General features: G+C 47.1%; 10 protein-coding genes. 5 read left to right on the plus strand and 5 right to left on the minus strand.

All coding sequences use genetic code 11. The annotated features are described in order from the left end of the window. Positions 1 to 139: 139 nt before the first annotated feature. The 3 genes from glgB to H6F98_RS15745 all read right to left on the minus strand — a co-directional run bounded on the left by glgB (position 140) and on the right by H6F98_RS15745 (position 3,394). Complete coding sequence (gene glgB / locus H6F98_RS15735) at positions 140 to 2,434, minus strand: 1,4-alpha-glucan branching enzyme (protein ID WP_192219640.1); 2,295 nt, start codon at positions 2,432 to 2,434, stop codon at positions 140 to 142. Positions 2,435 to 2,710: 276 nt separating this feature from the next. After that, positions 2,711 to 3,001: a hypothetical protein gene (locus H6F98_RS15740; protein ID WP_192219641.1), complete on the minus strand. Its 291-nt coding sequence runs from the start codon at positions 2,999 to 3,001 to the stop codon at positions 2,711 to 2,713. Between the two features lie 255 nt (positions 3,002 to 3,256). Further along, on the minus strand, positions 3,257 to 3,394 hold the full coding sequence (locus H6F98_RS15745; RefSeq protein ID WP_192219642.1) for a hypothetical protein: 138 nt from the start codon (positions 3,392 to 3,394) through the stop codon (positions 3,257 to 3,259). Positions 3,395 to 3,757: 363 nt separating this feature from the next. Between H6F98_RS15745 and H6F98_RS15750 the strand changes: the two genes are divergently transcribed. From H6F98_RS15750 to H6F98_RS15760, 3 genes are all read left to right on the plus strand, one after another. After that, positions 3,758 to 6,106, plus strand: coding sequence for a GAF domain-containing protein (locus H6F98_RS15750; protein WP_192219643.1), 2,349 nt, complete (start codon positions 3,758 to 3,760; stop codon positions 6,104 to 6,106). A gap of 236 nt (positions 6,107 to 6,342) precedes the next feature. Next, on the plus strand, positions 6,343 to 6,864 hold the full coding sequence (locus tag H6F98_RS15755; protein ID WP_192219644.1) for a hypothetical protein: 522 nt from the start codon (positions 6,343 to 6,345) through the stop codon (positions 6,862 to 6,864). Positions 6,865 to 6,875: 11 nt separating this feature from the next. Further along, positions 6,876 to 8,696: a peptidoglycan D,D-transpeptidase FtsI family protein gene (locus tag H6F98_RS15760; RefSeq protein WP_396812092.1), complete on the plus strand. Its 1,821-nt coding sequence runs from the start codon at positions 6,876 to 6,878 to the stop codon at positions 8,694 to 8,696. 51 nt (positions 8,697 to 8,747) lie between these two features. Here the strand turns inward: H6F98_RS15760 and H6F98_RS15765 are convergent, their stop codons facing one another. Then, positions 8,748 to 10,811 carry a thioredoxin domain-containing protein gene (locus tag H6F98_RS15765; protein WP_192219645.1) on the minus strand — a complete coding sequence of 688 codons (2,064 nt, stop codon included), beginning with the start codon at positions 10,809 to 10,811 and terminating at the stop codon, positions 8,748 to 8,750. 142 nt (positions 10,812 to 10,953) lie between these two features. Continuing rightward, positions 10,954 to 11,169, minus strand: coding sequence for a hypothetical protein (locus tag H6F98_RS15770; protein ID WP_192219646.1), 216 nt, complete (start codon positions 11,167 to 11,169; stop codon positions 10,954 to 10,956). Positions 11,170 to 11,309: 140 nt separating this feature from the next. Here H6F98_RS15770 and H6F98_RS15775 point away from each other — a divergent pair, with 140 nt between their 5' ends. Both H6F98_RS15775 and H6F98_RS15780 read left to right on the plus strand, forming a co-directional pair. Beyond that, a complete protein-coding gene (locus H6F98_RS15775; RefSeq protein ID WP_192219647.1) occupies positions 11,310 to 11,891 on the plus strand; it encodes an HD domain-containing protein in 582 nt (193 codons plus the stop codon). 311 nt (positions 11,892 to 12,202) lie between these two features. Next, positions 12,203 to 12,424, plus strand: a complete 222-nt coding sequence (locus tag H6F98_RS15780; protein WP_192219648.1) for a hypothetical protein — start codon at positions 12,203 to 12,205, stop codon at positions 12,422 to 12,424. Positions 12,425 to 12,460: the final 36 nt, after the last annotated feature.

Below are 12,460 nucleotides of genomic sequence, written 5' to 3' on the forward strand. Positions count from 1 at the left end.
AGTGAGGGGTGTTACCCCTGATTCGCCAGCAGTATCCTTGTAGGAGAGGGGTTTGGAGAGAGGTTAAAACTGTACTGCGCGTACAATTGAAAGCCGCTATATATTCGCTTTTAGTCTTTTGTCAAACTAATGTAGGGCTTTATACAGTCTGCTGCAATGCTGCCTTAGTCTTCTCTCGGTTTAGCTTCAGAATCAATACCCCTAACGGTGGCAAACACAAGTCTAACGAGTAAGGCTGATTGTGGAACGACCATTCATCTGTCCACTTGCCTCCCAGATTTCCCATGTTGCTACCACCATACTCACGGGCATCACTGTTGAAGAGTTCCGTATAAAACCCCACTTCTGGAACACCAACCCGATAGTGACTATGAGGTTGAGGAGTGAAATTGCAAACCGTAACAACAAACTCATCAGAATCCTTAGCACGGCGAATGAATGCAACCACACTATGGCGATTGTCACTACAATCAATCCACTCAAACCCCTCTTGGGCAAAATCCTGAGTATAGAGCGCAATTTCAGTGCGGTACAGTTGGTTGAGGTCACTGACAAACTGCTTTAACTTTTGATGTGGCTCAAATTGCAACAAATGCCACTCCAAATCCGCCCAAGCATTCCACTCACTCCACTGCCCAAACTCCATACTCATGAAGAGAGTTTTCTTACCAGGGTGAGTGAACATATAAGCAAACAAGCAGCGGACATTCGCAAACTTCTGCCACTCATCTCCTGGCATCTTGCCCAGCATATTGCTCTTGCCGTGGACAATCTCATCATGAGAAAGCGCCAGCATATAGTTCTCGCTGTGGTTGTACCACATACTGAACGTGATGTTGTTCTGGTGGAATTGGCGGAACCAAGGATCCATGTGGAAGTAATCCAACATGTCATGCATCCAACCCATGTTCCACTTCAAGTTAAAACCCAGTCCTCCCACATAAGTCGGCCAAGACACCATCGGCCAATCTGTGGACTCTTCAGCAATCGAGAGGATACCAGGGAAGTAGCTAAAGATAGTGTGATTCGTCTGACGGAGAAAATCAGCCGCATCAATATTTTCCCGACCTCCATACTGGTTGAGTAACCATTCTCCAGCAGGGCGACAATAGTCCAGGTAGAGCATTGAAGCCACAGCATCCACCCGCATTCCATCAATATGGTACTTGTCGAACCAGAACAGAGCGTTCGACACCAAGAAGTTACGCACCTCATTGCGGGAATAGTTGAATACCAGAGTTCCCCACTCCTTATGTTCCCCCTTACGTGGGTCAGCATGTTCATAAAGGTGAGTACCATCAAAAAACGCCAACCCGTGACCATCTTTGGGAAAATGTCCCGGTACCCAGTCCACAATCACACCAATCCCATTTTGGTGGCACTGGTCAATGAAATACATGAAATCTTCTGGTGTTCCAAAGCGGGAAGTGCAAGCATAATAGCCCGTCACCTGATAACCCCAAGAGCCATCAAAGGGATGTTCCGCTATCGGTAGTAGCTCAATATGGGTGAATCCCAGTTCCTTTACATAAGGAATTAGCTGCTGCGCTAATTCTCGATAGGTCAGGAAACGTGCCCCTGGTCTGAGTTCCGAAACGACTACTACAGGCTCTTCCCCATTCTCAAGCTTAGCTGGTTCTCCTGAAGAGGCATGAAGCCAAGAACCCAGGTGAACCTCATACACAGAAATCGGCTGAGTTAAAGCATCTGTATGTCGCCGATGCTCCATCCAGTCAGAATCCTGCCACTGATAAGCATCCAAGTCAGTAACAATTGAAGCCGTTTTCGGTCGAGGTTCTTGCTGAAAGCCATAAGGGTCAGATTTTTCGTAAATATGCCCATCAAAGTTTTTGATTTCGTATTTGTAATGTTCCCCAACACCAAGGGAGGGAATGAAGAGTTCCCAAACCCCAGTTGAACCTTTACGCATCTGATGTTTGCGCCCATCCCAATAGTTAAAATCTCCCAAAACCGAAACGTTACGAGCATTAGGTGCCCAAACGGCAAAGTACACACCTTTTACACCGTCTATTTCTGTTGCGTGTGCGCCCAGCTTCTCGTAGATGCGGTGGTGATTGCCTTCACTAAATAGATGTAAATCGAAGTCTGTTAAAAGAGGAGAACGGAAAGCGTAGGGGTCGTGGATAACTCGCTCATGCTCACCTTCCTTGAGCCGTAGCTGGTAATTTGCCAGTTCAGGTGTCTCAATTTCTGCTTCAAAAAAGTGAGGATGGTGAACAGGATGCATTGGGTATTCCAGGCGTTCTTCTGGACGAACCACCCAAGCCGCTTCCGCATTTGGTAGATAAGCCCGCACTACCCAACTAGTCTTCCCATTTTGCTCAACTCGATGGGGACCAAGGATTTCAAACGGGTCATGATGTTGATTCCAGACAATCCGGTCAACTTGTTCAGGGGCAATTATCGGGGACATCAAGCTATCTACCTCTATAAACGGGGAGCCAGGGCACCATACACAACACAATTTTAATATTTATATACAAATTTATTGCTTTGTACACATTTTTACCGACAATACTGGCGACTAAGGGGCTAGAACACTAGCTAGAGAGGTATTTATAGCAAAAGAGGAGAGAGGGCAGAAGGGAAAAGATTGAAGCAGAAGTAAGACCCTCACCCATTGAGCAGGAATAAGATTACGATTACTCCCAAGATAGTTTTCGACTTGGGTTGATGAGTGAAATTTTTGTTAAAGCGGAGTCAGTGTTCGGAACAGATGGCGCAGACGCAACAGAAAAATTAATTCCTGGATTCGTGGGTTCAATTCAGGCGAGGTAGGGCGCTGTGCCAACCGGGCTTGCAGTTGCGCGTATTGGGCGGCTGTCAGTACCTTACCATCAATAGGCGATCGCGCTTCGGTAATAATCTCGGTTCTTAACACCTCTTCTGGCACATCTTCCGGTGGTGGCAAACAAAAAGCGGGTTCAGCCACAACGAACGATAGTCCGATTACCAAACTCAAGAATCCGCTCTGTTTCATGGCTTAGCTTGCCTCTTAACCATCCACAACTCGCTTGCTCGTCCAGTACCAGCCGTGCGTTTCGACAATAACTAAAGATGTCGCCAAAAACACACTATTCACATCTAGCACGCTAAAAATGACTCCGTAGTTCATCCAACCTTTCCAGGCTCCTTAATCAAAATAGCGACACCAGACAAGGGTCTGAATGTCGCCATCAATCTAAAGAGCGAGTCTCTTGGCTTGTGATCGAACGTAGCGCGATCGCGCTTCTTACTAGCTAGGCGATGTAGTTGGAGACTCAGCCGGAGAATCAGCAGGGGTCGTTTCGCCAGTACCACCTTCACCTGACTGGCAGGCACCTAAGGTAGTAGCTAGGGCAAACACGAGAGCTAAACCAATTAATTTCTTCATACACTCCTCTTTTATCACGGCTGGCATCAAAAGAGATGTTATGCCAGTCCATCTACAATTCTACAGTTTTAGCATGAAGAATTATTTTTTACTCTATTTCTTTAGAAAGATCGGCTTTTTTTAAATTTATGCTTGTTTATGCCTAGCTTGATCCTCGTAAATCCCTACTCCTGGGTCTACGCTTTCTGTAGAGGGCGTTTTTCGTAGTCTAGACTACAACTTTTCGTAAGAGTAACCTGATATCTTACATAGATATGTCAGTTTGGGAAGTCGTCTTTAGGTTGATTTGAAAATTGGAATTCTTCTCGCTGCCCAAAATGAACGAGTTAAGGTGGGTGCGGAGTATTCTTCAAGGGAGGCATTGTGTTCCCGATCGCTAATTATGCTTTTCAATTTTTCCAAGCCTGGATCAGGTATCCCAGACTGCAAGCCGTACTTAGCCAAAAAATTGTTGACCGTATCCGCAATTCCTTGGAGTTGCAAGTAGTCCTCCAAACAGCTGCTGATGAGGTAGGTACCTTACTCAATTTAGATAGCTGTAGCTTCCTATGGTACTTCAAAGACACGCAGCGAGTGCAGGTAGTCTGTGAGTGGAATAACAAGCGAAAAACATCGCTATTGGGATACTATCCCTTATGCCGCTTTGGAGCGATCGCATCTGCACTCGTGAATGGGGAGCGGATTGTGAACAATGGCATCGTGCCATCTAAGCCAAAATCATTATTGCTGGGTTTGCTAGCTCAACAGTTCCCTTTGCTAAAGCATTGGCGCAACAAAAAGCCTCAGCAAGCGAGTCATGTGCTTGGGGCAAACCGAGAACCCTTCGGGCAGGAAAGCAACCTGAGCGGATGTGGGGATAGCCTAGCTGGACTACCTCTAGTCGCTCCCGACAAGATGATAGGAGAAGCCTTATTAAGTGCTTCAGGGGAGCTGACAACGCAAGAAAATCACCTTTGTGCAAATCATCCTGTACTGGGATATAGAGCTAGCGTACTGATTCCCGTTACTGCCACCAGCGAAGGAACCGGGTTCATTGCTTGTCTTTCAGAACAACCTCGTCGTTGGTCGGCGGGGGAAATTGAGTTTTTAGAGTCGATTGCCGAGCCACTAGAAATTGCAATCCGTCAAGCTAAGCTTTACGAAAAAACACAAAAACAGGCAATTCGAGAACGGCTAGTCAATCAAATCACCCGTCAAACCCGTCAGAGTTTTGATCCAGAGATAATTTTAACGGAAGCGATCGCACAACTGTTGGAGGTACTAGAGGCAGACCGATGCCTTGTTCACCTCGTCGAAGACCTCAACAACCCTGAAATTATTGAAGCTAACTCAGAACGCCCTACAACTTTTGCTTGTGGCGCATTCCGGCGCAAGCATATCTACGAAGTTTGCCGCCAGCCGTTTTCCCCTTCCCTAGAAGTCTTCGATATCAACGGCCCCATAACCCAGTGGGTAATCCAGCATCGTCAATTGGTAATGATTCCAGACATTACCCAAGATGAGCGGATTGGTAAGGCGAATCCTGAATACCAAAAGACTCAGATTAAGTCATCGCTTGTCATCCCCGTCCAAGCGAACGGCAAACTCCACGCCCTACTCTATATCAATCAGTGTTCGCAGACCCGGTACTGGTCAAAAAATGACCAACAACTTGCCGAAGCCGTAGCCGATCAATTGGCAATTTCCCTGCAACAGGCTTATTTGTATGCTTGCACTCAGCAGCAAGCTGCCCATAGTGCCCTGCAAGCGCAGAAGATGGCAGAAATGATCGAGGAACTGCGACTAACTCAAGCCCAACTGATACAAAGTGAAAAAATGTCAAGCTTGGGTCGGATGATTGCTGGTGTGGCACATGAAATCAACAACCCCGTTGGCTTTATCTACGGCAACATTCCTTATGTTGAAAATTATGTAAGTGAATTAATTCGCCTCGTACAAGCCTACCAAGCTTACTATCCCCACCCACCTGACGGAATCCAACAATTGACACAGGAAGCAGAAATCGATTTTTTACTCAGAGATTTACCCAAAATCCTGAAGTCTATGGGATCGGGGGCAGAACGGATTCAGGAGATTGTGCAGTTATTGCAGAAATTTTCTGGCACCAATGGTGCCCCTGTAAAACCAGTTGATCTCAATGCAGCATTGGAAAGTACACTGTTGATTTTGCACAGTCAACTTGTCGGCAAAATTCAGGTAGAGCGACACTACGACAACTTACCGCCAGTGGAATGTTATGCCAAGCAGATCAACCAAGCCTTTTTGAGTATCCTAACGAATGCCATTGAATCACTCAACCGCTTGGCTGATCCGACTAAAGTCATTACGCTGCGGACAAAGTGGGTTCCCAGTCTTGATTCGGGACAAGAGGGTCGAGTACAAATTGCGATCGCCGATAATGGTCCAGGAATTAAGCCAGAAATTCAGGCGAGAATCTTTGAGCCTTTTTTCACAACCAAAGACGTTGGTCAAGGTAGAGGATTGGGTCTAACCGTCACTTATCAAACCATTGTCAACCAACATCATGGTCAAATAGACTGTCAATCTCAGCTAGGTCAAGGTGCTACGTTCCTGATTGAAATTCCAGTGAAGCATCCCCAATTCTTGACATCAGAGCCATCTTCATATGCAGGGATGACTACTATGTCTCAAGCCAAATCTAAAGCCCCTAGCCGACATTCAGTAGCTGCTGCCACCAACAGCGGATGTTAGGATGAGTTCGATTATCGAGTTTTAGGCGAATTGCATTTTTGCGATCGCTAGTATCACGTTTGCTATCATTATTCGCTCTTTACGGGAATTGCTAGATATACCTTGTTTAGGGTAGTAGACATAGGTTCCCCGTCAGGACTCTGTTGCATCAGATAACGGACAAAAAGCAACAACGCCTAGCTGACGTGATCCAATGGACTTGAGATAACTTCCAACCTAAGAACGGTGAAATGCTTATGAACGCTGTCCCTCGCTCAGTTCTACCCCAACGACATCAACCCAGACGACAAGCGACCAACTCCAAGGGAACGCGATCGAGGGCAACACTCTCATCAACCGTGAGTGTACCGTCTAGAAACACTGGCAAGAAGGTAGAAAAACTCAACACCCCGCGACAGCAAACACCAATTTGGCTCTCATCACTACTGTTTTTGCAGCGTAGCTCCGACGTTGTAACATTCCTTCTGGTTGCCGCTACGCTCACAATCTACTCATGGACAGTTTATACACAGCAGCAGTGGACAAAAGAATACCAAAAGTTAGAAACACTGCAACGTCATGAACGCCATCTAACGACAACGAACGCAGTGATTAAAGACCAACTAGCGCAACAAGCCGAAAACCCAGCGACAGGGCTAGTGACTCCTACCCCAGCCAACACAATTTTTCTGCCACCAGCACCTCAACGCCAAGCCCAAACTATCCCAACTTCAACAGCTGAACCAGAGTCAAAGGCAACTACACCACTGGGATACTGAGGTGACGAATCATGAGTTATGAGTTAAAAGAGCCTGACCGCTCTAAGGTCAAGCCACCTCACGGAGGAACGCCTTCACACAACTCAAAACCAGCTAAGCTGCCCCAGCTCAGACTGCTGCTGGTTTGGGCACTCATGATGGCAGGCAGCATCGGGCTACTCCTAAACTTGTATCGGCTGCAAGTTGACCAGGGACGACTATTAGAGGGGAAAGCACGTCAGCAGCAGATGGTATCGTTACGTCCCTTTGTCCCTCGTCGTCCAATTGTTGACCGCAATGGCAACGTTTTGGCAGTTGACCGACCAGTCTATACCCTGTACGCCCATCCAAAGTTTTTCAAGATCTCCAAGCAGAAAATGGCAACAATCCTGGCTCCCCTAATTGGGAAGACAGCAAGCGACTTGGAGAAGCTATTTGACAAAAAAAACAGTGGAATTCGCCTGGGTCGGGCACTGACTGAAGACGTTGCGGACCGGATTGCCGCGATGCAAGTCGATGGTCTAGAGCTGATTCGGCAATACTCCCGCCTTTATCCCCAGCAGGATTTAGCGGCTGATGTCGTGGGTTACGTTGATGTCGATCATCGTGGTCAGGCAGGATTGGAATACTCTCAGGAAAACTTACTAGAACGTGCGGTTCGCACGATTCGCCTCAGTCGTGCTGGCAATGGCGCACTGATGCCAGATCATGTTCCAGAGGGATTTTTGCACTTTGATGATTTACAGTTGCAGTTGACGCTCGATAGCCGCCTCCAAAGAGCGGCTCGCTTTGCTCTCAAGCAAAAAATTGAGCAGTTCAATGCTGAGCGGGGGACGGTCATTGTTATGGATGCGCGGGATGGTTCTTTATTAGCGCTGGTTTCCGAGCCAACTTATAACCCCAATCAGTACTACAACTTTGATGTTGGTCTATTTAAAAACTGGGCGCTGACAGACTTGTATGAACCCGGTTCGACGTTCAAGCCCCTGAATGTTGCGATCGCATTAGAAACTGGAGCCATCCAACCCGACAGTCTGTTCAACGATACGGGGCGGATACAAATCGGCAAGTGGCCAATTGCCAACCATGACTTTGAGTCAATCGGCGCTCGTGGGATGCTCAGCGTCACCCAAATCCTTGAGCATTCCAGCAATATCGGCATGGTTCGGATAATCCGACAAATGAAGCCAGATCTCTATTACAGTTGGCTAGAACGCCTAGGACTGGGGCAGGATGTTGAAATTGACTTACCCTTCGAGGCACCGGGGCAGTTCAAAAGTCAGCGGCAGTTTACGACTTCAGCAATTGAACCCGCTACTACTGCCTTTGGTCAGGGCTTTTCCTTAACGCCGATGCAACTCGTTCAGATGCACGGTGTTTTGGCGAATGGAGGCAAGTTGGTGACTCCTCATGTGGTTCAGGGGCTATTTGATAGCAAAGGGCAAATGCATTGGCAGCCTCGTCTGAGTGCGGCGCGTCCAATCTTCTCACCAACAACCACCCAATCAGTTCTCTCCATGATGGAAAGCGTGGTTCGTGAAGGCTCAGGGAGCAATGCTCAAGTTCCGGGTTATCGCATTGCCGGAAAAACGGGTACCGCTCAGAAAGCCAGTCCGACAGGCGGCTATTACAGCAATGCTAAAATTACCAGCTTTGTCGGGATTTTTCCGGTGGAATCTCCTCGCTATGTGGTTCTAGCTGTAGTTGATGAACCGAAAGGAGATGTTTTTGGTTCAACTGTCGCTGCACCGATTGTTAAGTCGGTGATTGAAGCACTAATTGCCATTGAGCGAATTCCACCTAGTCAGTTACCAGAGTCAATGAACTCCACTCAGTCGCTACCGATGAACTAAAGCAAGGGAGGTTGGGCAGGGGGATGTTCATTCGCGCTGATGGCAGGCGAACTAACTTCTAGTTTGGCTTTGCTGTACTTGCTTCAATAGCTGCTCTGGAGAGTGAGCAGGTGCAAGACAACTGAGTCCTTGGCAGACTAAGCCCACAGAGCCTTCAGGCAGATGGGTTTCTAGCTGATAAACACTTACAGGCAAGTACTGAGTGATTAGGGACGTTAGCTGGTCACTGTTGGAGCGAATCAGGGTACAGTAGCGGTACCAATCTAGGGCGGTAAATAGCGTTGGACAGGATTGAGGAGCCTGGTTCATGGCACTGCTAAACGCTTGTAGGGATTGCTCCGCTTTGTCAAGGTATTCGAGGTCTTCGGTAAGTAAAGCAAGACGAACTAGATTTGCGATCGCTACTCCATTGGCAGAAGGTGTCGCATTGTCAGCATAACTACGCTCCCGCACCAACAAGTCACCACTGGTGTCAGTCGCCGAGTTATAATACCCACCCAGTTCCGCACTCCACAAGAATTCATCAAACTCTTCCTGTACCTTGAGGGCTTTTTCTAACCAGTTGTTTGGTGTTCCACTGGCGACTGACAAACTTGCTTGATGCAAATCTAGGAGGGCTTTGATAAACAGAGCGTAATCTTCAGACTGTGCTTGCACTGAAGGCTGACCATCGTAGTTGAGTCGGTGGAAACGCCCTTCAACCCATTGATTGTCCAAAATAAATTTGGCAGCGTTATTGGCTAATGCCCAGTAATCCGGTTGATGGAACACACTGTAAGCTCGTGCTAAGCCAGAAATCATCAAGCTATTCCAGGCAACAATCATTTTCGTGTCCGTGACGGGTGGAATCCGACCTGACCACTTGTTAGTTTTTGCTTCTTGATTGTTTCGGGCTGGTGGGAAGGTTTCTAAGGCATCAGGATTAGAACCATAACGCGCCTCAAAGAGCTTTGCCAAAGCCGCTTCCAACGTCTCGCTGAGTTGTTCAGAGTGACGGCGTTGGAGAACATTGTGCCCCTCAAAGTTGCCTTCAGGTGCAACTGTAAATTCCTTTTTAAGTTCTGCGAGTTCTGATGAAGTGAGGAGTTGTTCCAGTTCTATGTAACTCCAGACATAAAACGCTCCTTCTTCTGGTTCAGTAGCTGTAGGAGTCGTAAAATTGTCGGCATCTTGGGCGGCGTAAAAGAAGCCTTGAGAGGCAGTCATTTCCCGCTTGAGCCATTGTACTGTTCCTGCGATCGCACGTTCAAATGCCGGTTCTTGAACACTTGCACTCCACAAATTCGCTAGGTACTCGACAATCTGCCCGTTGTCATAGAGCATTTTTTCAAAATGGGGTACTGTCCAAGTTGCATCAACGGTGTAGCGGTGAAAGCCACCAGCAACGTGATCATAGATACCTCCCCTTGCTAAGTCCAATCCTCGCTGAGCGCAGGCTTGATAGGCATCATATTCAGATTCATAACTCAACCGAGTACCCCGTAGGGCAAGCTCAGCATACGGTATCATCGGGAAGCTTGGCCCATAACTTCCTCCACTGATTACGCCCGTATTCGTCTCAATGCCACGCTCTAATAACTCATCACTTAGCTGAGTGGATGCTTGGAGCATGGCTGACTGCTGGAGGTTCAGCAAAATTTCTTCTTTGAATGTTTGTAGCTTAGTTTTTTCGATGTCGTAGAAGCGGCGAATCGCTTGTAGTACCTGTAAAAATCCAGGACGTCCGTAGCGTGGTTCTACAGGAAAGTAGGTGCCTCCATAAAACGGCACTAAGTCATCAGGGGTGAGGAAAACATTAAGCGGCCAACCTCCTTGCCCTGTCATCATTTGCAAGGCTTGCATATAAATGCTGTCGATATCTGGTCGCTCTTCCCGATCCACTTTGATCGGCAAGAAATTAGCATTCATATACTGCGCGATCGCAGGGTCAGAAAAGGCTTCTCCTTCCATCACCGTACACCAGTGACAACTAGAGTAACCAATGGAAAGGAAAATCGGTCTGTTGTTTGCCTTAGCGGTTGCCAGCGCTTCATCAGACCAAGGCCACCAGTCTATGGGATTTTCAGCGTGCTTACGAAGATAAAGACTTTGGGTTTGAACAAGGCGGTTAGTCATGGGAACAGATACTTAAAAACTGAGTAGACGCGCTTTGTGGCTATCTGGAGAGTCAGTGTATGAGGGGCGTGAGTAATCCTCTTGGCTGGAGTAGAGACAGCAGGGTTCAAGAAGGACTCTCAAAGAGAAGGTAGGGCTAGGTTCAATTTGATGTCAAATTCGCTTTCGCTTTTTCATAGGCAGACTTCTGCTGAGGTGTTGATGCTTGTAGGCACTCAGCATGAACACGCTCCAAACCCTCGATGTACTCCTGATTCTTGCCCAAAACTGGGTTGGCGCGAGAGGAGGCAATGAGAGCCAGTTGCGCCCTTAGAGGCAATTGGCGGAACGCTTCTAAGCGTTTTTCTAAAGAAGACATAGTTTTAAAAACAGCTCTTTCAACAGGGATGAGTAAATTAACCAACACCGAACAGACTGTGACACCATTAGCTTATCTAATGCTTTGGTTCACTATGGGCAGAATCTCAGCCTTTTTTAACCTATTCGTGAATTGCTCTCATGAAGCTTTCGGAACGTTTTACAGATGCTTTAACCTTTGCCACGCAGTTGCACGCCAACCAAACTCGGAAAGGCGGTGGAGTTCCTTACATTTCCCACCTCCTGGGTGTGGCGAGTATCGCTCTAGAGTATGGGGCAAATGAAGATGAAGCGATCGCAGCTTTACTTCATGATGCGATTGAAGACCAAGGTGGTGCTGCTACACGAGAAGAAATTCGCCGCTGCTTTGGTGATGTCGTGACAGAAATTGTTGATGGTTGTACTGACTCCGACCAAACACCGAAACCCCCTTGGCTTCAGCGCAAGGAGGCTTATATTGCTCACATTCCCACAGCATCAGCCTCAGTCCGTTTAGTGTCAGCAGCCGACAAGCTGCACAATGCCTGGTCAATCCTGAAGGATTATCGCCTTACAGGAGATGCAGTTTGGGAACGCTTCCAAGGTGGCAAGCACGGCACACTTTGGTATTACCGCTCCTTAGTTAAGGCGTTTCACACGGCTGGGTCAACCCCTCTAGTTGAAGAATTTGAGCGCGTTGTGGATGAACTGGAACGCTTAGCTGGCATTCAAGCAAATGAATAACCAGCAAAAAAGTTAGCGATCGCTCTTTTCTAAACCAACTGCTTTTTCTATACTCTGTTCATCATTAATGACTGCTGAAAATTTCGACAAAAAGTGAACTCACTTTGAATACTTTTGCAATACAAGCGTAATTCATGCACATTACTGATGTATTACTTTTCTCTCTTTGGAGTGAAATTAATGGCTCCTGAATTCTCCTTTCTTCTTCAAAAATATCTCTTTAGACCTACTCCTTTAGATAGAGCTTATTACAGATGTATGACAGTCACAGTAAGTAAAGAAACTTGTACTAATTAAAAGATTCATTACTCGTGGCTTCACCCTGGACAAATCCACTCCCGCTAGAAGAGTTTGCAGCAACCAAAGTCGTAATCTGTTCTTATGACGATCGCTGGGTTCCCATTACATTTTCCAATTTGGCTGAGGCAATAAAAATCTATCATCAGGCATTGCTTCACGGTGCAGAAATTTTTGTATTTCCACCGGATTCAACACTGGATCATTCGACAATAGGGCTTTTGTCCTCTCGGTAGGAAGCGATCGCTCATGCTGAACAACAGCATCAGTTA

Source organism: Microcoleus sp. FACHB-SPT15, assembly GCF_014849525.1.
In the GTDB taxonomy this organism is placed as follows: Bacteria; Cyanobacteriota; Cyanobacteriia; order Cyanobacteriales; family Coleofasciculaceae; genus Symplocastrum; species Symplocastrum torsivum.

Excerpts from the sequence above, each read along its gene's own strand:
- glgB (WP_192219640.1), bottom strand. The coding sequence starts at position 2,434 with ATGTCCCCGATAATTGCCCCTGAACAAGTTGACCGGATTGTCTGGAAT.
- H6F98_RS15740 (WP_192219641.1), bottom strand. The coding sequence starts at position 3,001 with ATGAAACAGAGCGGATTCTTGAGTTTGGTAATCGGACTATCGTTCGTT.
- H6F98_RS15745 (WP_192219642.1), bottom strand. The coding sequence starts at position 3,394 with ATGAAGAAATTAATTGGTTTAGCTCTCGTGTTTGCCCTAGCTACTACC.
- H6F98_RS15755 (WP_192219644.1), top strand. The coding sequence starts at position 6,343 with ATGAACGCTGTCCCTCGCTCAGTTCTACCCCAACGACATCAACCCAGA.
- H6F98_RS15760 (WP_396812092.1), top strand. The coding sequence starts at position 6,876 with ATGAGTTATGAGTTAAAAGAGCCTGACCGCTCTAAGGTCAAGCCACCT.
- H6F98_RS15765 (WP_192219645.1), bottom strand. The coding sequence starts at position 10,811 with ATGACTAACCGCCTTGTTCAAACCCAAAGTCTTTATCTTCGTAAGCAC.
- H6F98_RS15770 (WP_192219646.1), bottom strand. The coding sequence starts at position 11,169 with ATGTCTTCTTTAGAAAAACGCTTAGAAGCGTTCCGCCAATTGCCTCTA.
- H6F98_RS15775 (WP_192219647.1), top strand. The coding sequence starts at position 11,310 with ATGAAGCTTTCGGAACGTTTTACAGATGCTTTAACCTTTGCCACGCAG.